Genomic DNA, 21,952 nt, shown 5'->3' with positions numbered 1-21,952 from the left:
GCCTGCAGCAGGCCAAAGTGGAAGTACAAAGTAAAGCCCGCGGCGCTAAAACAAAAGAACCACCGACGGGGCCGGTGGTTCTTTTCGCCATTCAAGCAACCAGCTTACAGCTGCTGCTCGTGGTTCACGGGTAGGTTGCTCATGCCGTCATTCTCGGGCCGGGCGTCGGGGTGGCGGGCCGGGTCGGGCGCCTGGCCGGGGTTGGAGGAGCGGTAGGGCCGGGCCTCGCGCACGGGGCGGTTGGCCTGGTCGCGCTGCTCCTGCACGTCGTGCCGGTCGTAGGCCACCACGATTTCCTTTACCAAGCGGTGGCGCACCACGTCGTCGGCACTCATTTCCACGAAGCCGATGCCGCGCACGTCTTTCAAAATGTCCAGGGCCTGCATCAAGCCCGATTTCTGCTTGGTGGGCAGGTCAATCTGGCTCCGGTCCCCGTTCACCATGACTTTCGCCGTGGGCCCCATGCGGGTCAGGAACATCTTCAGCTGGGAAGGCGTGGTGTTCTGGGCCTCGTCGAGCAGCACGAAGGCGTTGTTGAGCGTACGGCCGCGCATGTAAGCCAACGGGGCAATTTCGATGATCTTGTTTTCCTGGTAGAATTTCAGCTTTTCGGCCGGAATCATGTCTTCCAGGGCGTCATAAATCGGGCGCAGGTAGGGGTCCACCTTTTCCTTCATGTCGCCGGGCAAAAAGCCCAGGCTTTCGCCGGCTTCCACTACGGGACGGGAAATGATGATTTTCTTGACCTCCTTGTTTTTCAGCGCCCGGACGGCCAAAGCCACCGAAATGTAGGTTTTGCCGGTACCGGCCGGCCCCAGGGCAAAGACCAGGTCATTGCGCATCACCGCGTCCACCAGCTTTTGTTGGTTGGGGGTTTTGGCCTTGATAACGCCGCCCTTGGCCCCGAATACGATGACGTCGGCGGGGGAGGTCATGGCAATCTGCCGCTCCTCCATTTCGTCGTCGGCCGAAGCCAGATACTGGGCCACGGTGCGGTCGGTAATTTGCCCGAATTGGTGATAATGCTCGATTAGGGACGACAGGATTTCATTGATCCTGGCAATTACGGGCGTCTGCCCCTGAATCTTAATTTCGTTGCCTCGCGAAATGATTTTGCTGCCGGGAAAGGCCGCGGCCAGCTGGCGGATGTTCTGATTGTCGGGTCCGAGGAAGTCGACAAGAGAGACGTTTTCGAGCGTGATGATTTTCTCGACCAAACTGTAGTTGCTTTTAAGCTGAGAGAGTTAGAGAATGCTACTGGCGAAAGGGGCACTGGTTCCGTCCAAATCGCCTACTTTTGCCGCCCCTAGAGCAGGGTAAACAATAGTACGAAGAACTGAGAAATTCCGGCATGGGGCTGATTACGTTTCTGTCCGACTTTGGCTACCGCGACCATTACGTGGCCGCGGTGAAAGCCCGGATTATGCAGCTGGCGCCCACCCAACCGGTTCTGGACATCAGCCACGCTGTCGAACCCTTTAACATCGCGCACGCCTTACACGTTCTCGATTCCGTATTTCGGGACTTTCCCAAGGGCTCGGTGCACCTGGTGGGCGTCAACGACCACGGGGGCAGCAAGGGCAGCTGGCAGGCCGCCTTGTTTGAGGATCATTACTTCGTGGCGGCCAACAATGGCCTGCTGGCTCTGCTCACCGACGGCAAGCCCGAGGAGCTGGTCCAGATTCCGGCCCTGGCTACCTCCTCTCCCACCCGCGACATTCTGGCCCCGGCCGCCGTGCACCTGGCCCAGGGCGGCCTGCTGGCCGACCTCGGCCCCGCCGCCACCGATTCCTACCAGCTTCTGAACCGGCAGCTGCGCCTGCAGGACAACCGCATTACCGGCCACGTGATTCACGTGGACCACTACGGCAACCTGATTACCAACATCAGCCGCACGGCCCTCGAAGTCATTGGCCGGGGCCGGCCCTGCACCATTCACTTCGCCCGCGAAACCGTGCGCGACATCGCTGCCCACTTCCAGGCCGCCGACCCCGGCGACGCGGTGTGCATCTTCAACAGCCAAGACCGGCTCTGCATCGGCGTCAACCAGGGCAACGCCGCGGAGCTGCTCGGCCTCTATTTCGACTCGCAAGTAGATATTCGCTTTCCCATGGAAGGCTAGGCCGCACCAGTTACTTACCAAAAAGGCTTGTAACGAGCTTTAAACAGGCTTTTTAATTTGTCTATTTATTATGTTAATCGACAGCAGCCATCCTGGCAGCTTTTTCCTGCTCTTCTCCTAACCTTCTTTCTGCTGTATGCTAACCCGCATCGTGCGCATGACCTTCCAGCCGGAAAAAGTAGTCGATTTCCTGGCCATATTCCGCGACTCGGAAAATAAAATCCGGACTATGCCCGGCTGCCGGCACCTGGAGCTCTGGCAAGATGCCGACGCGTCCCACGTGTATTGCACCCACAGCCACTGGGACTCGGCCGCCGATTTGGACAACTACCGCCGCTCAGTGCTGTTTGGGCAGGTGTGGCCGGCTACCAAACGGCTGTTTGCCGCCCCGCCCCTGGCCTTTTCCGTATACCCAGCGGGCCCGGACTCCCCTACCACATCTTCCCCGCCCACCCCGCAATGAGCCCCGACTACTTCGAATTCTACGGCCTGCCCGAAAGCTTCCAGCCCGACGCGCCCGCGCTGAAAAGCCGCTACTACGCCCTAAGCCGCGAATATCACCCCGACTTCCACGCCACGGCCAGCCCCGAGCGGCAGCAGGAGATTCTGCAGCTGGCCACGCTCAACACCAACGCCTACCGCACTTTGTCGAACCCCGACCAGCGCATGGCTTACATCCTGAGCCGGCACGGGCTGCTGGAAGAAGGGAAGCAGGAAATGCCCGCCGACTTTCTGATGGAAGTAATGGACTTGAACGAGCAGCTGATGGAGCTGGAGTTTGAACCCGATCCGACCATCGTACAGCGCGTAGAGCAGGAAACCCAGGCCCTGACTGAAACTCTGGACGCGGGCATTGCGCCGGTTTTGGCTGGTTATGAGGGTCTACCGGCCGATGTGCGCCCTCAGGCCCTGGAGCAAATCCGCACGTATTATCTCAAAAAGCGGTATTTGTTGCGTATTCACGAAAGTCTCGCTAAGTTTGCAACCCGTTCCTGAGTTGTGGGAGCGAGAAATGCCCAGATGGCGGAATCGGTAGACGCGTCGGTCTCAAACACCGATATCGAAAGATGTGCCGGTTCGACCCCGGCTCTGGGTACTTTGTAGGTAGGAAACCTGCCTGTTAGCCTGAAAACGGCCTTTCTAGTTCGCTAGAAGGGTCCGTTTTCAGGCTTTTTGCATTTGCGTGTCTATCATGCCCTCTTCAGCGAAAGCCGCGCGGCACAAAGCAATAGGAAAAAGGCCTTCTATTGCAGCGACCAAGGCTTGCTGTCTTGCTCTCGTATCAGAGGAATAGGCATAGTGCTGTTCCCAAAGCCAACCAACGTGCCGTGATAAATGAAGCACTGCCGTGGGCTTGCTCTTTGCCTCAAAAAGATTGTATCGTGGCGCACCTGGTAGTCGCCATACAGCAGCGAGGTTGAAACTGAGACAGTAGAATCATTCTTCTCAGCAGTGTTCTGGTCGGTAACATCCAACAAATCGAACGAGTTTCCAGGCTTCTGCAGCGAGATTTCATAGCGCCTTCCTTCCTGAAAAAAGGTATAATACTGGTATGCTGGGTCGCGAGGAGAGCTGTACCAGGGCACGAACACAGTATAGGCAAAAAAGCCGACGCTGACCCCGACATTCAGGGCCCATACCCAACGCGGAGTATAGAGTACCCGCCGCCAGGCGAGCCCACTCAGCAGTGCCACGTGCACGGCCAAGAACCCGGCCTCAATCACCAAAGCCTCGTCGCGGTGCCCTCCTCCGGAGCCAATGGTGAAAAAGGCGGCGAAGGCTGCAATGACTTGCCAGAAAAAATACCCGACAACCGTTAGCATGAAACCCAGGCCGAAGCGTACCAGCATTCTTGCCTTAGTGGAACGTAGCCAAACTAACCAAGGCCGATTGGAGCTGGTCATGAAATCAGCCAAGCAGGACGAAAATTCTGGTCCGAAGCGGCGCTTTTATGGTCTGCCTGACTAGTGCAGCCGCACTACAGTCGTATCGTCGTAGCCGATTTTGCGACGCACGCTGGTCATTACTTCATCCCGTAGCTCAATGTTTCCGTTGGGCAGCTTCACTCGGTTATAGGTCACTTTCGCGAACTGGTATTCCTGATTGGGGACTAGTTTGATTGTGCTCGAAAAAACGACTTGCTGCTTGCTGCGTACGGTGTCGATATAAATATGGGTGCTGTAGAACAAGGGGGATATCATAGTGCCATTAAATTCCAGGCTGGTTTTGCCGTCCTTGCCGGCCGTGGCCGTCACAGTGACCGTTTTATAGGGCGTAGCCTTGAAATCCTGCACGTTGGTTTGCCCCGGCTGAGCCAAATACCGGCCTGCGAAGCCATTCTCCAGATCGTACAACAAGTCTAAACGACTGAGCTTGAACTCGTAATTGCCGGTTGGTTTGGCCTCGAAGGCCAGCCGATAATGCCCGTTGACATCCGTGTAGGCGGCGGTTACCGAATCTTTGGATGAGTTACCGGAACTCAGGAACGTCCCGTACACGGCCCGATGTACCACCACGGCAACCCCAGCTACCGGCTCGTTGGTGTTGGGGTTCATTACGCGCCCCTCGACGATGGTCGTCTGCAAAACGTCTTCCTTCGCGCAGGAAGCGGTGGATAGCAAGCTGGTAGCGAGGGCGAAGCACAATAACGGACGTTTCATGGTTGCTGAAATTGGGTGTAGCGGTTAGTGGAAGTAAACCTAGAGGAAACTTACAGAGTCCCGAAACTAGGTTCCGCATCCTTCAGACTTTACAGCAAGGCTAACAATGATCAAAGGGACCTCTAAAATCTCCTCTGCATTCCACTGAAAGCTATTGCTCAACTAGTCACACTACTTTTTATCAGACTTTTTTCTAAGAATAAAATCAGTCGAATTGGCTACCCCAGACTCAACCAAAACTGCTGATTAAGAAGCCCCCCTATTGCTGAAACCCAGCTTGATAACCCATTCTTGACCTTAGCAGAACCCTGAAATAACATACCGGCGGCAACTTTGCAGCGCCTCACCCCCGCTCAGCCTCTGACTATGAAAACCTTGTTCAACCGCTGCCTGCTCTACGTTGCTACTTCGCTGCGCCCGGTTACGCGCCGCCCTGGCTCAGGCACCCCGACGCTTTTTGTATGACGCGGGCGGCCTGCGCTTCCTTCGGCTACCGGCCCGGCTCATTCGGCTACCGTAAGCCCGTGGCAAAGGCTCCGCGGCTCCTGCTCGATTCGAGCGGCCAGCCAACAGTGCGTCATTTGCCTGCTCCTGGCTCTACCACCTTACAACAAGTGGCTTAATCCTTATTACCAGCCAATTATACTCTCGGTTATCAAACAAAAAAGCCCGAAGCGTACTGCTTCGGGCTTTTTTGTTTGATAAGTACTCCGCTAGTCGAGGATATAGCGCAGGCCCACCTGGGCACGCCAGCGGCTGTTCAGGTCGGTGTTGTTGATGAAGGTCTGGTTGCCGCCGCGGAACTGGAACGTAGGTGTATCGGGCGTGGCGGCGGGGTAAGCCGCTTCGATGAAGCGGTTGTTGGCAAATACCCGACGCACGCCCCAGTCGGAATTAAGCAGGTTGCCCAGGTTCTGCACATCCAGGCTCAGCTGCAGGGTATGCTTCTTTTTGGCTCCTTCTATCGAGAAATCCTGCAGCAGCTTGGCGTCGAGCTGGGTGTACCAGGGGCTGATGGCGCCGTTGCGCTCGGTGTACTGCCCACGGCGGCTGCTCAGGTAGTCGTCCTGCTCGATGTAGGCGTTGAGCTGGGCCCACTGCTGGGCGGCGGTTGCCAGCACGTTGTTCTGGGCGTCGCGAATATCCACCAGGTTGATCTGACTCTGGGAGGCGGGCACAAACAGCAGGTCGTTGCCGGGAATACCGTCGCGGTTCAAATCGCCGGCGTAGGTGTAGGAAAAGCGGTTACCCTGGGCCGCTTCGAAGAAGAAGCTGATGGTGGTGGCCAGCTTGTCGTCGGCGTAGGCGAAGCGCTTCCCGGCGGCCCCAATGATGCGGTGCTGCAGGCCAAAGTCGCTGTAGGCCAGCTGGGGGTCGTTGGCGTTGCCCACTACGGGGTTGCGCTGGTAGGCGTCGGCGGCAATTTCGCCGGGGTTCGACGTCACGTCCTTAGCCTTGGAATAGGTGTAGGCCGCCGTCAGGTACAGGCCGTTGTCGAAGTCCTTTTTCAGCTGACCGGTCAGGCTGTACTGGTAGCCCTTGTTGGTGTTTTCGAGCACAATTACGCCGGCGTCGAGGAAGCTGAACTGCCCGTCGGGACCGGTGAAGCCGGAGGTAATGCGCGGACCGGCCGCCGGGTAAATCAGGCGGTTGTCGGCGCCCTGCAGCTTCTGAGTGGGCGTCACGAAGTTGTAGTTGCGGTGAATGGCCGCGTTGCGGTCCTTGGAATAAATGGCTTCCAGCGTGGCCACAATGCCACCGGGCAGCTGCTGGTCGAGGGCCAGGTTGGAGCGCCACACCTGCGGAAACTTAAAGTCGCGGGCCGTGCCGTTGATCTGAAAGGTGTAGCCGGCATCGAACTGCGAGTTGGAAGCCTGGTTGCTGATCCACACAAACGGGATACGGCCGGTGAAAATGCCCGAGCCGCCGCGCAGCTGGGTGGTGTAGGTGTTCTGGTTGAGGGCGTAGTTGAAACCCAGGCGGGGCGAAAACAGCGGCGTAGCCTTTGGAAACTCCGTCACGTCGACCTTGGCCGGCTGCCCGTTGGAGTCGAGCAGCGGGGCGTTGAGAATCTGGGTATTGGCGGCCACTTGGGTGTCGTAAATCGGCATATCGGCCCGCACACCCAGGGTCAGCTTGAAGTCGGGCGTCACGTTCCACTCATCCTGGGCGTAGAGGCCGAGCTGGGCCACGTTCACGTCGACACCCTTCACCGGCTTGCGCCCCCCGGCGGCGGCAATGGCGTTCAAATCCACGAAGTCGGGGCTGGTCGGGTCCGTGACTTTGTAGAACTGGTTGATGTCGAGGCCGCCGAAGAAGGGGTAGCCGTAGCGCTGCAGGTTGAAGGCGTTGAAGAAGCTGAACCGCTCGTAGGTTAGGCCCGCCGTGAGGACGTGGGCCCCGGCGAAGTAGCTCAGGTTGTCGGTAAACTGGGTAATGTTCTGATTCAACTCGTTGTTGGCCGAAAACTGCTCGGTGCCCACGCTCACGTAAGTCGTGCCGTTTTTGGTAATGTCAATCTGGGGAAACAGCTTGGCGTCGGGCAGGTCGCGCACGTCGCGGAAAGCCGAGAAGCTCAGCTGGGCCTTGTTGCTGAACTTCTCCCCGAAGCGGGAGTTCAGCTCCCCGACCACCGAGTTCAGGCCGTTATTAATAGTATAGCCCGAGTTGGAGTACTGCAGCGTGTTCACGCCCTGTACCCGCGACGACGGGGCAATGGCAATGGGGTGCGGGCCCTGCTCCCGGAAGCTTTGCAGGAAGTTGTAGCGCACCGAGAAGGTATTGGTGGCGTTGATATTCCAGTCGAGCTTCAGCAGCAGCTTGTCACTCGACGTGCGGTATTTGAAGTCCTGGTAGCTGCCCGGGTCGTAGCCGTACACGCTCAGCAGGCGCTGCCGAATGCCAATCAGGTCACTTTCCAGCACCCGGCTTACCCCGTCGAGCTGCCCGTTGAGGGCGGCAGCAGCTTCGGCCGCACTCTGGGCGGGCCGGAAGGTCAGGCCCGGGTCGTCGCGGCGGGTAATTTCGGCGTTGGTGAAGAAGAACAGCTTGTTCTTGATAATCGGGCCGCCGAGCGAGAAGCCGGTTTGGTTGAACTTCAGGTCGGGGTTGCGCACGGTCACGTCGCCGACTTTCTCACCGATTAGCTTTTCGTTGCGCAGAAAGGTGTAGACGGTGCCCTTGAAATCGTTGGTGCCGCTTTTGGTTACGGCATTCACGCCGGCCCCGGTGAAGCCACCCTGGCGCACATCGTAGGGCGCCAGGCTTACTTCGAGCTGCTCAATGGCGTCGAGCGACACGGGCTGGGAGTTGGTTTGGCCGCCGGGCGTGGGCGCATCCAGGCCGAAGGAGTTGTTGAAGATCGAGCCGTCGAGGGAGAAGTTGTTGTAGAGCGAGTTGCGCCCCCCGAAGCTCAGCCCGCTGCTCTGGGGCGTGAGGCGGGTGAAATCTTCCTGGGAGCGGCTGATGGTGGGCAGCGTCCGGATGGCGGCGTTATTGACGTTGGTCGAAGCCCCGGTCCGGTCCTTATTGATGATACCGTCGCGGTTGCCTTTCACCACTACCTCGTCGAGGGTGCGGCCTTCCTCGGCCAGGGTCACGTTGACTTCGAAGGTTTTGCCCAGAGCCAGCTGGATATTAGCCTGGGAGTAAGCGGCATAACCCACGAAGGAAACTTTCACTTCGTAGGGGCCGCCCACGCGCAGGTTGAGCAGGTCAAACTGGCCATTGGAGCGGGTGGCGGTGCCGTAGGGCGTGCCGGTGGGCACATGGACGGCTACCACGGTGGCGCCGGGCAGCGGCTCGCCTTTGGCGTCGAGCACCACGCCTTTCATGGCGGCGGTGGTCACGCCCTGGGCGGCGGCAAACTGCCCGTTAGTGAAAAGCACAAAGCCTAACAGCAGCAGTAAGTAGGGTTTCAAATTCATACAAAGGGCTTTTTTGTTTATCGGAAGCATCCCCTCCGAATTTCGCCGCGAAGGTAGAGTCATGATTTAGTGATGTATGCATAACAATTACCTAACCCGTAAATGGTAACACAAGCATAAAGAAAGCTTAATATTGCAGCCGGCGGCCGTTGCCACTGCGTGCGGATATTCCCGCGCACCAAAGCATTTTTGGGCACGCAACGGCAGCGGTTAGGACATTGCCTGCCAGGCTAAGCCAGGTCAATAGGGAATAAGCAGGTGAGTCGGGCCAGTATGGCGGTGGGAACCAGGTCGAGCAGCGCCGTAGCAGGTCGGGCGGGCAAACGGCGGGAGTTGCCCGGAGCGGAAGGTGCGCGAGAAGCGGGCCTGGTGGAAAGGCCAAGCTCAAGGTAAGCAATATTGCAGAATATTCAAACGACGTAATACTTGACGCAGTCTGGACGTCGGCTGGGCCCTTACTACAGCAAAAAGCCCTTTGGAATAACTCCAAAGGGCTTTTCTGTGGCATGCGGCACCGACGACTATTGCGGGAAGTCGGCCGAGTCGCCGAGGCTGGCCACGCTTTCCAGCTCTTTGACCAGCGCGGCAAACTTGTCCCGGGCACCTTTCACGGCGGCTTTGCCCAGGGGCAGGTGCAGGGGCGGATTTTCCTCCCGCACCAGGTCGTACATAATCTGGGCGGCGCGCTGCGGGTCGCCGGGCTGCCGGCCGCTGTAGCCCTGAATGCCCTTCAGGTTTTCGCCCACCGTGGCCTGGTAGTCCTCAATACCGGTGGTAACGATGTTGGCCGAGCGGCCGGCCCAGTCGGTGCGGAAGCCGCTGGGCTCGATGTTGGTAACCTTGATGCCGAGCGGGGCCACTTGCTGGGCCAGGCTTTCGCCAATGGCTTCGAGGGCAAACTTGCTGGCGTTGTAGACGCCCACGCCGGGGAAGGTTTTCAGGCCGCCAATGCTGGTAATGTTGAGCACGTGGCCGCTGCGCCGCGCGCGCAGGTGGGGCAATACGGCCCGCAGCACGTGCAGGGGCCCGAATACGTTGACGTCGAACTGCCGCTGCACCTCGGCCGCCTCGATTTCCTCGATGCTGCCCAGGGAGCCGTAGCCCGCGTTGTTGACAATGACATCCAGGTGGCCGAAGTGGGCAATGGCATCGGCCACGCCCTGCTTGACCTGGGCCTCATCGGTTACTTCGACCACGAAGCCGCGGCCATTTTCGCCGGCTTTGCGGGTGAATTCCTCGGCCTGCTCGGGCTGGCGGAAGGTGGCGGCTACTTTGTCGCCTTTTGCGAGCAGCAGCTCGGCCAGGGCCGCGCCGAAACCGGTGCTAACGCCGGTAATAAACCAATGTTTGGGGGTGGTAGCCATTCGCTAGGGGTACTTTTAAAGAGTGGAAAAGCGCCGGCCAAAACCGGCTGGCTGTTTCAACCCGCTTCGTCCTCCTTAGGTTTTGGCCGGCGCTTAATTACGCCGCCAAACGGGCGAAGAATGCACCAAAAAGCCGCTGCCTCTTCCGAAGCAGCGGCCTGATGATGAGTTTGTAACGCGCCACTCTGCTACAGCCGGAACATCAGCACCGGCGGGGCCGCGTGCCGGGCCACGTTTTCGGCCACGTTGTGGTGCCACAGGTGGCTCAGGCCGGTGTGGGCGTGGGTGGGCATCACCACCAGGTCGGCGTGGGCCTGCTGGGCGAAGAGCGGAATGCCCACGCCGGCATTGGCGGCATCAATGACCTCGGCCTCGCAGTGGGCCAGGTGGTGGCGCTCGGCAAAAGCCTGGATCCGGTCCAGAGCCTCGCTGTACTGGTCAATATCGGGCACGACTTTGAGCAGGTGGAGCGTAGCATCGGGAAAAACGGCCTGGATGCGCTGCAAATCGGGTACGGCGCGGTCGGCCTCGGCCGAGAAATCGGACGGAAACACGATGTGCTGCACGTTGAACTGCATTTCGGGGTGTTTCACCGTCAGTACCGGGCAAGGCACCCGGCGCACGAGCTGCTCGGTGTTGGAGCCGGCAAAAAAGTGCTGCCAGGAACTCTGCTCCTGGGCGCCCATCACCACCAGGTCGATGCCCCGCTCGGCCACGACTTCCAGCACTGAATCGACCAGGCTGGAGGTGCGCAGCAGCTCGGTAACCGGCACGTCGGGTGCCAGCTGCTGCCCTTCGGCCATGAGCTCGTGCATCTGGTGCTTGATTTTCTGCAGGTACTTGAGCATAAACACGTCTCCGAGGCTACTGCCGCCGATGCGGCCCCCGGACGAGCTGAAGCGGGGCGTGTCGTTGTGCTCCTCCACGTGCAGCAGCGTGACGCCGCCGCTGGTGCGCTGGGCCAGCCGCATAGCCACCTCGAAGGCGTGGTGGGCCGCGGGCGAAAAATCAGTGGGAACCAGGATGTTTTTCATGGCAGTTGGAATGTAGTGAGCAACGCAAGGGCAACGGTACGCGCAAATGGCTCCCAAACCGGCCGGGACGACGACAACCCGGCGCGGTTTATCAACCTGGATAATATATTCAATTTTTATAATTATTACAACAGTTTGATTACTATACCCCGCTTTATTTCCCCGTTGCCCCAGTCAATTCCGGGTATCTTCACGCCCAATCGTTTTATCCTCTACTCCTGCCCCCGGAATTCAGAGCAGGAAAATCCTGGCTTCTCTTGGCCGGCTCGGCCCTTATCTATGAAGAAACTCTCGTCCAATCTCACCGTGCAGGTTCTGACGGCCATTACGCTGGGCGTACTGGTTGGGGCGCTGTTCCCCGGCTTCGGGGCGGCCCTGAAGCCCATCGGCGACACGTTTATCAACCTGATTAAGATGCTCATTGCCCCCATCATCTTCCTGACGGTGGTGCTGGGCATCGGCGGCATGGGCGACCTGAAAAAGGTGGGCCGGGTGGGCGGCAAGGCCCTGCTTTACTTTGAAATCGTGACGACCCTGGCCTTGGTCATCGGCATTACGGCGGCCAACCTGAGCCGGCCCGGCCACGGCATCGACGCCCGGGCCTCGGTGGCCACGCAAACCGCGGCCCAGGCCGCCGAAGCTTCCAAGTACACGGCTCAGGCCGGCGAAATGAACTGGGTGGAGTTTTTCACCCACGTGGTGCCCCACAGCGTGGTGGGCGCCTTTGCCGAGGGCGACGTGCTGCAGGTGCTGCTCTTTGCCGTGCTGTTTGGCCTGGCTTTGGGCCGGATTCCGGCTACGTACAGCCAGCCCCTGATTGGCACCTTCGAGCGGTTGTCGCACGTGATGTTTGCCGTGCTGGGCCTGGTCATGAAACTGGCGCCGCTGGGTGCGTTTGGGGGTATGGCCTTTACCATCGGCAAGTATGGCCTGGCCACGCTGCTGCCGCTGGGCAAGCTGATGCTGGTGGTGTACCTGACTATGTTTTTGTTCATTTTCGGGGTCCTGAACCTGATTATGCGCTACTACGGGCTGAGCCTGTGGCGTTACCTGGGCTTTATTAAGGAGGAAATTCTGCTGGTACTGGGCACGTCCTCGTCGGAGTCGGCTTTGCCGCGCATGATTGATAAGCTGGAGCGCTACGGCTGCTCCCGCTCGGTGGCCGGCCTGGTTATTCCGACGGGCTATTCCTTCAACCTCGACGGCACGAGTATCTACCTCAGCATTGCCGTTATTTTCCTGGCCCAGGCCTTCGACATCGAGCTTTCCCTCACCCAGGAGCTGACGTTGATTGGCATTCTGATGCTGACCAGCAAAGGCGCGGCGGGCGTTACGGGCTCGGGCTTTATCGTGCTGGCCTCCACGCTGGCTGCTACCAAGGTTATTCCCGTCGAAGGCGTGGCCCTGCTGCTGGGCGTCGACCGGTTTATGAGTGAGGCCCGGGCCATTACCAACGTCATCGGCAATGGGGTGGCGACGCTGGTTATTGCCAAAAGTGAGGGCGAGTTTGACGAGCAGCGCCACCAGCTGGCCCTGCAAGGCGTGCTGGCCCCGGCCGAGTCGGACCTGGTGCCGGTAGCGGTACCGCCCCACCCCAATGAAAGGATTTAGCAGCGCGAATCCGTTACTTTTGCCATCCGGCTTGCTCTTTTGCGCGTCGTTTTTGCTATGCTTTTTCCCCGGTTTCGGCTTCGCCTTTCCCCTGTTACTGTTTTCCTGCTCGGCCTCTTAGCCCCGTGCGGCAGCCGAGCCCAGCAGGCCCCGCCTAAGCCCCAAACCATTCTCTTCGTCGGCAACAGCTTTTTCCACGGCCGCTACAACCCCGTATTTAGCTACAACGCCGCAGCCATTACCATCGAGCGGGTCGGGAAGCAGAAAATCGGGGATTGGGGCGGAATTCCGGCCATTTTCAAGAAGTTTGCCGACGAAGCCGGCCTGGCCTACGAAGTGCACCTGCAGTGCATCAACGGCGAGTCCCTCAAGCTGCACTTCGACAGCGCCCAGTACACTCTGCGGCAGCCCCGCTGGAATACCGTGGTGCTGCAGGAGCACAGCATGTACCCGCTACCGGCCCGCCGCTCCGGCCACCCCGACACCTTCCGGGACTACTCGACCCGCATCGAGCAGCTCGTGCACCAGGCCAACCCGACGGCCCGGCTGTATTTCTACCAAACCTGGGCCCGGGCCGACCAGACCTACCCCGCGGGCAAGGCGTATTCCGGCCTGCCCCTCGACTCGATGAGCCAGGATTTGCACCGCGGCTACTATGGCGCGGCCCGGCTTAACGGCCGTTTCACGGGCGTGGCCCCGGCCGGCGACGCCTGGCTGCGGGCCATCCAGGCCGGCGTGGCGTTGCGCAACCCCTACCAGCCCGAAGCCGGCAAGCTCAACCTCTGGGGCGAAGACCACTACCACCCCAGCGCCGCCGGGGCCTACCTGAATGCCTGCGTGCTGTTCGGCGAAATTACGGGCTACGACCCGCGCCGCCTGGGCCCCCAGGAGCAGGCCGCCGCCGCCCTGGGTTTGTTGCCAACCGATGCCGTAGCCCTGCAGCGCGTGGCCGCCGAGCAGGTGCTGGCCGCCCGCCCCGCGGCTTTTTCGACGGCGGGCGGCCAGCAAAAAACCGGGAAAGGCAAGACCAAAGTAAAAACCAAAGCGGCCCGCCAGCTGCCCTAAAGCGGCTTTGCCAGATTGTTGAAAAAGCTCCGGGGAACCTCTCCGGGGCTTTTTTGTTGGTAGGCTACGCTGCGTTTACAAGGTTTCGGAGGCGGAGCCCGGCCGGGGGTTGTAACTGTGCCGCGCGCTGCCTTACCTTTGCCGAGTCAATTCTTTCTGACCAAAGGATTGTTTTTATACAGAGGCGTGGAGAGACAGGCTCGACGATACGCCGGCAACCCCCAGTGATGAGCTGGAACGGTGCCAAGTCCTGACCATATAAAAACAAGTTGCCGTGGACACTGCCAACAACTTTTCTGCCCTTTCCGCTGCTTTCGTAGCCCAACTCCAGTCTGCCCCGGCCGCCGTCTGTTGTTGGCCTCTGGCTGGCGCGGGCTGTTGTTGGCCTCTGGCTGGCGCGGGCTGTTGTTGCTAGTTTCCTTTTTCCCCTCTAGCCCGCTGACCGCCTAGCTTCCGTGCTTGCGGTCCTGCCCCGCTGCTCTGGCTCCTAGCCCGCAGCTACCCCCGTCTGTCTGGTTTTACCCGAACAGTATTCTGCTGCGTTGCGGCGCGTCTGTTGGGTTTGGCTCTATGCGGGGCTCTTAGCGCTAAGCAACTAGCCGCAAGCTTCTGCTCTTTCGGATTTTTCCGGCCCGCCGCTTTTCCGCGGCCGGGCCCTTCCCCTGTCACACATATTTTTCCATACAACCCATGGCCCAGCCCCAAAAGCCGATTGGCATTTATTACGAGCACCCCGAATGGTTCAAGCCCCTGTTTGCCGAGCTGGACCGCCGGGGCCTGCCCTACGAAAAGATTGACGCCGCCCACCACCTCTTCGACCCCTCCGAAACCGAGAGCCGCTACTCGCTGGTCGTGAACCGGATGAGCTCCTCGGCCTACCTGCGCGGCCACGGCCAGGGCATTTTCCACACCGCCGGCTTTGCCACCCACCTGGAGCGTATCGGTACGCGCATCATCAACGGCTCGGCGGCTACGGCCATCGAAACCAACAAGGCCCGGCAACTCTCCCTCTTTGCCTCCCTGGGTTTGAAATACCCCAAATCCTTCGTCGTCAACCACGCCTCCCGCGTGCCCGACGCCGCCCGGCAGCTGCAGTTCCCCATCGTGGTGAAAGTCAACATCGGCGGCAGCGGCGCGGGCATTATCCGCTTCGACACCATCGAGGGCGTGGAAGCGGCCGTAGCAGCCAATCAGATTGATCTGGGCATCGACCAGACGGCCCTGGTGCAGGAGTACGTAACGCCCCGCGGCGGCAACATCCACCGCGTCGAAACCCTCGACGGCAAGTTTCTTTACGCCATGAAGGTGTTTACGACCGGGGAAAGCTTCAACCTCTGCCCCGCCGAAATCTGCCAGATTCCCGAGGAAACGTCGGCCGAGTTCTGCCTCACCGAAGCCCCCAAGAAAGGCATTCAGGTGGAAGCCTTTACCCCCCCGGCCGAGGTAATTGCCGCCGTGGAGCGCATCGTGGCCGCCGCCAAAATCGACGTGGGTGGCATCGAGTACCTCATCGACGACCGCACCGGCGACGTGCTCTTCTACGACGTCAACGCCCTGTCCAACTTCGTGGCCGACGCCGTGAACGTAGTCGGCTTCGACCCTTATTCCCGCTTCGTCGACTACCTCGAAAGCCAGCTGCCCGGCGTAGCCGCCACGGCCTACGCCACTGAAGTGGCCGCAGTAGCAGCCGAGTAAACAGCACATTACTCACATTCAACCACATTCCGCACATTAAAATGAGATACGGATATTGGATGCCCGTTTTTGGCGGGTGGCTGCGCAACGTCGAAGACGAAAACATGCGCGCCGACTGGGACTACGTCAAGACCCTGGCCCAGCGCAGTGAGGACCTGGGCTACGACCTGTCTTTGATTGCCGAACTCAACCTGAACGACATCAAGGGCGAGGAAGCTCCCAGCCTGGATGCCTGGAGCACGGCCGCCGCCCTGGCCGCCGTGACCAAGAAAATCGAGCTGATGGTGGCCGTGCGGCCTACCTTCCACTCCCCCGCTTTGCTGGCCAAGCAGGCCGCCAACATCGACCACATCAGCAACGGCCGCCTGTCATTGAACGTGGTATCGTCGTGGTGGCAGGATGAGGCCAAGAAGTACGGCGTGCACTTCGAGCAGCACGATGACCGCTACGCCCGCACCGCCGAGTGGCTGCACGTGGTGGACAATATGTGGAAGCAGGACCACTTTACCTTCGAAGGCAAGTTCTACAAGGTCACCGACTCCATTCTGCAGCCCAAGCCCGTGTCGCGCCCCCGGCCGTTTATCTACGCCGGCGGTGAGTCGGAAGCCGCCAAAAACATGATTGCCGCCCAGTGCGACGGCTACGTGATGCACGGCGACGAGCCCGCGGCCATCGGCCGCCGCATCCAGGACTTGAGCCAGCGCCGCGACAAGCTGGGTTTGCCGCCCATGAAGTTCGGCGTCGCCGCCTACTCGGTGGTCCGCAACACCGACGCCGAGGTCAAAAAGGAGCTGGAGCGCATTACCAACGTGCAGGGCTCAGCGGCCGGCTACAAAAATTACCAGCAGTGGCTGGCCGGCACCCAGCTCGAAAACCAGGTTTCGTTGCAAGACTATTCGGTGTCCAACCGGGGCCTGCGCTCCGGCCTCACCGGCACCCCCGACCAGGTAGCCGAGCGCATTGCTGCCTTCGAAGCCGTGGGCGTCGACCTCTTCCTGCTCCAGTGCAGCCCCCAGCTCGAGGAAATGGAGCGGTTCTCGGAAGCCGTCATTCAGGTGCTGGCCTAGAACCTTAACGTTTGTAGCTAGACCGTCATTCCGAGCCAAGCGAGGAATCTCGCGAGCTGATGTTGCCAATGTATTCGTCATGCTGAGCGCAGTCGAAGCATCTCTACCGCCACGGTAATCTGCCTATCGTGCTATATAGAGTTGTTCTGACGACGCCCAGCATGACGTTCTTTTGTCTATACTAGCCGATTCATGCCGGCTCTATCATTCGCCTTCCGCCTTCTATGAAACTCGATATCCTGATGATTGCCGCCCACCCCGACGACGCCGAAGTCGGCTGCGCGGGCACCCTGATGAAGCACATTGCCAAGGGCCGCCGCGTGGGGGTCGTCGACCTCACCCGTGGGGAGCTGGGCACCCGGGGCTCGGCCGAGCTGCGGGCCGAAGAAGCCGCCGACGCGGCCCGTGTTATGGGTTTGCACGTGCGCGAAAACCTGGGCATGCGCGACGGATTCTTCCTCAACGACGAGGCCCATCAGCTGCAAATCATCCAGGTCATCCGCCGCTTCCGCCCTTCCATTATCCTCACCAACCCCAACGTGGACCGCCACCCCGACCACGGCCGGGCCGCCAACCTGGTCCACGACGCGTCCTTTCTCTCGGGCCTGCCCAAAATCGAAACCCGCCACCAGGGCCAGCTCCAGCCCAGCTGGCGCCCCGATTTGATGCTGCAAGTCATCCACAACACCTACGTCAAGCCCGACATCGTGGTGGACATTTCCGAGTACTGGGAGCGGAAGCTGGAGGCCGTTACGGCGTTCAAAAGCCAGTTTTACCACCCCGACTACGACGACCCCACCTCCACCTACATTTCCTCCCCCGACTTCCTCAAAATCCTCGAAGGCCAGGCCCGCGACTGTGGCAAGTACATCAACGTACCCTTCGCCGAGGGCTTCACCTGCCGCCGCCTGCTAGGGGTAGACGACCTGTTTCAGCTGCGCTAAGCCCTCCCAATATGCCCTTCCCGCTGCCTAAACCCGTGCTTCCGGCCGCTCCCACTACCTTCCCCACCTACCGCTACCTCGGCGACCGGCTGGCCCGCTTCACCGGCTCGCCCTTGGTCGGCCAGCGCTGCCACGCCCTCCGCGACGCGCGGGGCAAGTGCATCCGGGGCCGCAACGGGTCCATGCTGGTCACCTTCGAAACCGGCCCCGCCGTGGTCCTGGCCCGGCAGCTGCGCAAACTCCCGGCCCCGTAACCCCACTGCCAGCGCCCGTCCGAAGCCTCCAACCCTAGCGGCGAAGGCTCCAATCCCGAAGGTGAAGCCTCCGACCCCGACAGCGAAGCTTCCGACCATGAAAGCGAAGCTTCCAACCCTAACGGCGAAGGCTCCGACTATGATGGCGAAGCTTCCGACCCCGACGGCGGAGGTTCCACCAACGACGGCGAAGCCCCTTTTCTGTTCCAACCACTCCCATACCTGACTCCCGGCCTGCCCACTCCCCGGCAAGCCAACGGCCGTAGCCTAGGCCCCCTGCAGCTCAATGAGCACCGCCGTGGAGCCGCCCGCGTCATCATCCGTCACCAGCAAAGCCTCGTACCGCCCGGCCCCCAGAGTTCGGCGTACTACAATGCTTTCCACTTTGCCCCGGTAAGGCTGGCCATCGGGCAAGACCAGGTGGGCCAATTCCAAGAGTGCTGCCTTTCCGCCGGTTTGCACCGCCGGTAGCAGCCCCACGAAGCTGCCCAGCACTTCGCCGTCGGCAATGGCGTCCTGGGTGTCTTCTACCGAAGCCGTAATGAAGACCTGGTTATCGAAGGTGCAGGCCCCGGAAAAACCCGCCGGCTTGCCCGCAATGGTGGGTAGCCGAAACGCCTGCTGCTGCACCGGCGGCACTTCGCGCTGGTGCCGAATGCACTCCAACGCCGCCTCCAGCGGTAGCCGAAACACGATATTGCCCGCCTCGGCCCCCACCGTGCGCTGAAACAGCAGCAGCTCCGTAGCCGTGGTAGCCGCCGCTTCCAGGTTCAGGGTAATACCGCCGGGCAAGGCCTGGCGCAGGGCCGCGTACAGCCGGCTCAAGGACACGGGCTGCACCGTAGCCGAGCCGGGGCCTTGGGGCAGGTCCACCCAGAAGCCCTGCTCCCGGGCCGCCGTGGCCCCCGAGCCGCAGGCCAGCAGCGCCCTTCCCGGACCCGTAGCAATGGCCGCCAGGCACTCCAGGTCGGGCTTACGGTCCTTTGGAATGCGGCCCGAGCTGAAGTGGGCCGTTTCAAACAAAGCCAGCGGCTCGTTCGGGGCCAACGACTGGGCCGAGCAGCTGTAGAGAAATGGTGAATCGTCGCCGATGATGTAGGCCGTGTCGCCGACCAGCTCAATGCCCGAGGCCGAGGGCAAGTTGGGCAGCTCATATTGGCGGACGATGGTGGCTTTCATGCGGCGACAGGGCTAAATCAACGAAAAAAGCGCGGCTCAATGGGCCGATTGGCAGTTGGTATTCGCGGAAACCTACTGCTTGGTTATCGTAAACTCTACCCGGCGGTTGAGCTTGCGGGTTTCCTCCTTGGCGTTGCTGGCCCGGGGCTTGGTGCCCCCAAACCCGACGGTGCTGATGCGGCCTTCCGCAATGCCGCGCGTAACGAGGTAGCGCTTCACTTCCTTTACCCGGTCTTCGGAAAGCTTCTGGTTGAGGTCGGCGTTGCCCTGATTGTCGGTGTGGCCTTCCAGGCGGATACTCACCGTGGGGTTGTCGGTTAGGGTGCGGGCCAGGCGGTTGAGCTCGGCGTAGGAAGCCGGTAGCAGGGTGTACTTGCCCTGGGCAAAAATCAGGGTGGGCAGCTCCAGCTTGGCTCCCACGGCCGCCGGCACCAGAGCTATTTCCCGGGTCAGCGAGGCCACCATCCGCACCGTATCGGTGCCGGCCAGGTAGCCCGGGCTAGCCGCCGCCAGCCGGTAGCGGCCGGGCGGCAACGAAAACTGGAAGGAGCCCGAGGCATCCGTGCGCACGGTGGCGTTGAAGGCAATGTCGTTGTCGAGCCGGATAGCCTTCACCTCGGCCTTCACCGAGGCCCGGGTCTTAGCGTCCAGCACTTTACCCGTGAGCAACGCCCGCGTAGCCACGGTCGGCGGCAGTGTGGCGGGCTTCACCGTATCGGCCGGGGGCGTCACGCTGGCGGCCGAGCGGTAAAGGTCGGCCGGGCCGTTGGGGGTGCGCGAGGCGGCATAATACGCCTGCTTGCCGTCGGCGCTGAGCATAAAGTACGCGTCAAAACCCGGCCCGTTGAGCGTGGGTCCCAGGTTGCGGGGCTCACTCCACTTCGACCAGGTATCGTCCAGGCGGGTACTCACGAATATGTCGGCGCTGCCGTAGCCGGCGTGGCCGTACGAGGAGAAATACAGGGTTTTGCCGTCCGGGGCCAGCCAGGGCGCAAACTCGAAGCCCGGCGAGTTGAGCACCCCTCCCAGGCTCTGGGGTTCACCCCAGGTGCCATCGGCCTTGGGCCGACTCACGTACAGGTCGTTGCCCCCGAACGAGTCGCCTCGCTCCAGGGAGAGTAGCAGGATTTTCTCGTCGGCCGCCATGAAAAAGGTCGTAGCCGGACCCGCCGAGTAGTAGTTGCTGATAGTTAGTGGCTGGGGCCGGTCGGGCTTGCTTTTGGTACTGGCCGCCCGGGCTATCAGCGAGGCGCCTTCGTCACGGAAGCTCCCGTCGCGTTCGTAGAGCCCGCGCACCAGCAGCTGGCTGCCATCGGGCCCCACTACTGCCATCACGCCGTTGTTTTGGCGGGTGTTCAGCGCATCCAGGCGCGTGGCCGGGCCCCAGGTCTGCCCATCCGTCGACTGACTTACCCAGATATCCCCCGAGTCGGTGTTGCCTTCGGTGTTGCCCGCAAACTTGGTCCGGGCAAAGTACAGGGTCTTGCCGTCGGGCGTCAGGACGGGCTGCAGCTCGTTGCCGGGCGTATTCAGGGCCGTCAGGGGCTGCATGGGGCCAAAGCCGGGCTGACTGGCATCCAGGTTAAGCCGCAGCTTAAACAGGCGCCACTGCTGGGTGGCACGGTTGGCCGGGCGCTGGGCCACTACGGCCGTCCCATTGAATTTGTCGGCGGCGGCAATGGCGGCGCACTTATCGTTGCCGCGGTTTACTAATTCGTAGCTACCAATGGGGCCCGCCGGTACGAGCTTCCACTGCTGGTAGAAGCTGCCCGTCCAGGGCCGCTGGGCCAAGGGAGCATTTTCGTCAGGCTTCTCAACGGTCAGGCACTTGGTGCTGTGCTTGGCTTCGAGGCGGTAATATTCACCGCCGGGCGTGATGCGCACAAACCGCCACTGCTGGCTAGCCGCGTGGGTAAACTCCCACTGCACCGCCGCTACTCCCGCCTCCGCCGACGAACCGGTGATGTCCAAAGAGCGGCCACTACCGCGGGCCACCACGCCGTACCACGCATTTTCTTCCGGGGTAAAACCAGCTTGCTGGGCAGCCAAGGGTTTCCCGGCCAGCAGCAGTAGAAGCAACAACAGGAGGGAATGCGGGGAACGACTCATGCACGCAGAAAGGATGAACAGGCGTGCAAGTTAAATGAAATCCGGGGCTGACCCCGGGGCGTGAAGCGCCGCGAAAAACTACCGGGACCTACTTCGGTGGAAGTAGCGGGGCTTTTTCGCGGCGCTTTACGCCCTTCAGCGGAGAGGCCGCTTAGTCGTTGGTGTTATTAATATACTTGAAGCGAACAAACCGTTCGTTCTCGTAAATGGCGGTAAAATGCCCGCCCGAGCCCTTTGATTCCGATTTTCGCTCGACTCCCCGACTCGATTTGATGGGGGCAGCAGCAGAAGTTGGAAAAGTGCCGGGCATCATTGGGGGCACGTGGCAAATAAAGGATAAAATTTTGGACGCCATGATGTGTTGGGTTAGGTGTTGAAACAGAGAAGAAATTTCAAACGAGCGGAAATCAGAGTGAAATAAAATATCCGAATAGTTCACATAAATAGCTTCTCAACAAATATAAAGATATTATCATTCGATTGCATGTTGTTGATGTATATTTTTTTTTACGGAGGCCATATCATCCTTCTTATTTAATGTACATCGCCCCTGACGACCTTTTCAGGCTATTTCTACTGATTCCTGAGCTTTGGACTAGCTAGTAGAAGGACTGGTGGTAACCAGCGCTAAGTCCTGTTGAATGCGTCAGTAATCGTTTTGGATAGAGCTAGTCAGCCGGCTCTATTTACTCAGCGGTAGCAAGGTTTCGCAACATCTTCCATCAACTTCACTTTTCGCTGTCACGTGGCCAAGCGATACTTCGCTTATGAATACAGTTTAAACTTAAACAAATACCAAACACTTTCCAAATTACCCTGCCATTTATATATTCCAATTTGAGGATGATATAATCATACTATGTCTCACACAGGCTGCTCATAAGCAGTTTTTATGAGCTATTGGAGTCACTATTTGGCAACT

At 60.1% G+C, this 21,952-nt stretch carries 17 protein-coding genes, 1 tRNA gene and 1 riboswitch; of the genes, 10 read left to right on the top strand and 8 right to left on the bottom strand.

Annotation, left to right across the window (positions count from 1 at the left end):
- Positions 1-104: 104 nt before the first annotated feature.
- A complete protein-coding gene (locus tag CLV45_RS03560; RefSeq protein WP_100335015.1) occupies positions 105-1,217 on the bottom strand; it encodes a PhoH family protein in 1,113 nt (370 codons plus the stop codon).
- Between the two features lie 134 nt (positions 1,218-1,351).
- Between CLV45_RS03560 and CLV45_RS03555 the strand changes: the two genes are divergently transcribed.
- The 4 genes from CLV45_RS03555 (at position 1,352) to CLV45_RS03540 (ending at position 3,218) form a co-directional block, all read left to right on the top strand.
- Entirely contained in the window at positions 1,352-2,122 is a 771-nt protein-coding gene (locus CLV45_RS03555; protein ID WP_100335014.1) for an SAM hydrolase/SAM-dependent halogenase family protein, read from the top strand.
- Between the two features lie 136 nt (positions 2,123-2,258).
- A complete protein-coding gene (locus CLV45_RS03550) occupies positions 2,259-2,585 on the top strand; it encodes a putative quinol monooxygenase (protein ID WP_100335013.1) in 327 nt (108 codons plus the stop codon).
- Positions 2,582-3,118, top strand: a complete 537-nt coding sequence (gene hscB, locus CLV45_RS03545) for a Fe-S protein assembly co-chaperone HscB (RefSeq protein ID WP_100335012.1) — start codon at positions 2,582-2,584, stop codon at positions 3,116-3,118. The genes CLV45_RS03550 and hscB overlap by 4 nt, the downstream gene beginning before the upstream one ends.
- An 18-nt stretch (positions 3,119-3,136) precedes the next feature.
- A tRNA-Leu gene (locus CLV45_RS03540) sits at positions 3,137-3,218 on the top strand.
- A 148-nt stretch (positions 3,219-3,366) separates the two neighbouring features.
- On the opposite strand, the gene CLV45_RS03535 is transcribed toward CLV45_RS03540, so the two are convergent.
- The 5 genes from CLV45_RS03535 to CLV45_RS03515 form a co-directional block, all read right to left on the bottom strand.
- Complete coding sequence (locus CLV45_RS03535) at positions 3,367-3,972, bottom strand: hypothetical protein (protein WP_100335011.1); 606 nt, start codon at positions 3,970-3,972, stop codon at positions 3,367-3,369.
- 114 nt (positions 3,973-4,086) lie between these two features.
- Entirely contained in the window at positions 4,087-4,782 is a 696-nt protein-coding gene (locus CLV45_RS03530) for a peptidase associated/transthyretin-like domain-containing protein (protein WP_157807263.1), read from the bottom strand.
- A gap of 713 nt (positions 4,783-5,495) precedes the next feature.
- A complete protein-coding gene (locus CLV45_RS03525; RefSeq protein WP_157807262.1) occupies positions 5,496-8,708 on the bottom strand; it encodes a TonB-dependent receptor in 3,213 nt (1,070 codons plus the stop codon).
- 521 nt (positions 8,709-9,229) lie between these two features.
- Positions 9,230-10,072 carry an oxidoreductase gene (locus CLV45_RS03520; RefSeq protein ID WP_100335008.1) on the bottom strand — a complete coding sequence of 281 codons (843 nt, stop codon included), beginning with the start codon at positions 10,070-10,072 and terminating at the stop codon, positions 9,230-9,232.
- A gap of 188 nt (positions 10,073-10,260) precedes the next feature.
- Positions 10,261-11,106 carry a universal stress protein gene (locus CLV45_RS03515; protein ID WP_100335007.1) on the bottom strand — a complete coding sequence of 282 codons (846 nt, stop codon included), beginning with the start codon at positions 11,104-11,106 and terminating at the stop codon, positions 10,261-10,263.
- A 279-nt stretch (positions 11,107-11,385) separates the two neighbouring features.
- Between CLV45_RS03515 and CLV45_RS03510 the strand changes: the two genes are divergently transcribed.
- From CLV45_RS03510 to CLV45_RS03485, 6 genes are all read left to right on the top strand, one after another.
- Positions 11,386-12,717 (top strand): dicarboxylate/amino acid:cation symporter, encoded by a 1,332-nt coding sequence (locus CLV45_RS03510; RefSeq protein WP_100335006.1) that lies wholly within the window; start codon positions 11,386-11,388, stop codon positions 12,715-12,717.
- Between the two features lie 57 nt (positions 12,718-12,774).
- Positions 12,775-13,782: a DUF4886 domain-containing protein gene (locus CLV45_RS03505; RefSeq protein WP_100335005.1), complete on the top strand. Its 1,008-nt coding sequence runs from the start codon at positions 12,775-12,777 to the stop codon at positions 13,780-13,782.
- A gap of 171 nt (positions 13,783-13,953) precedes the next feature.
- Positions 13,954-14,047, top strand: a riboswitch (SAM riboswitch).
- A 425-nt stretch (positions 14,048-14,472) separates the two neighbouring features.
- Complete coding sequence (locus CLV45_RS03500) at positions 14,473-15,477, top strand: ATP-grasp domain-containing protein (protein WP_100335004.1); 1,005 nt, start codon at positions 14,473-14,475, stop codon at positions 15,475-15,477.
- Between the two features lie 41 nt (positions 15,478-15,518).
- Complete coding sequence (locus CLV45_RS03495; protein ID WP_100335003.1) at positions 15,519-16,544, top strand: LLM class flavin-dependent oxidoreductase; 1,026 nt, start codon at positions 15,519-15,521, stop codon at positions 16,542-16,544.
- A gap of 224 nt (positions 16,545-16,768) precedes the next feature.
- On the top strand, positions 16,769-17,488 hold the full coding sequence (gene bshB1 / locus CLV45_RS03490; protein ID WP_100335002.1) for a bacillithiol biosynthesis deacetylase BshB1: 720 nt from the start codon (positions 16,769-16,771) through the stop codon (positions 17,486-17,488).
- A gap of 11 nt (positions 17,489-17,499) precedes the next feature.
- On the top strand, positions 17,500-17,742 hold the full coding sequence (locus CLV45_RS03485) for a hypothetical protein (RefSeq protein WP_100335001.1): 243 nt from the start codon (positions 17,500-17,502) through the stop codon (positions 17,740-17,742).
- 267 nt (positions 17,743-18,009) lie between these two features.
- Here the strand turns inward: CLV45_RS03485 and CLV45_RS03480 are convergent, their stop codons facing one another.
- Together CLV45_RS03480 and CLV45_RS03475 are read right to left on the bottom strand one after the other, a co-directional pair.
- On the bottom strand, positions 18,010-18,921 hold the full coding sequence (locus tag CLV45_RS03480; protein ID WP_100335000.1) for a DUF6929 family protein: 912 nt from the start codon (positions 18,919-18,921) through the stop codon (positions 18,010-18,012).
- A gap of 72 nt (positions 18,922-18,993) precedes the next feature.
- A complete protein-coding gene (locus CLV45_RS03475) occupies positions 18,994-21,030 on the bottom strand; it encodes an RICIN domain-containing protein (protein ID WP_100334999.1) in 2,037 nt (678 codons plus the stop codon).
- Between the last annotated feature and the right edge of the window lie 922 nt (positions 21,031-21,952).

This window comes from Hymenobacter chitinivorans DSM 11115 (genome assembly GCF_002797555.1).
Lineage (GTDB): Bacteria > Bacteroidota > Bacteroidia > Cytophagales > Hymenobacteraceae > Hymenobacter > Hymenobacter chitinivorans.
Note: the sequence above shows the minus strand (reverse complement) of the source record. Positions and strands in the feature narration are given on the sequence as shown.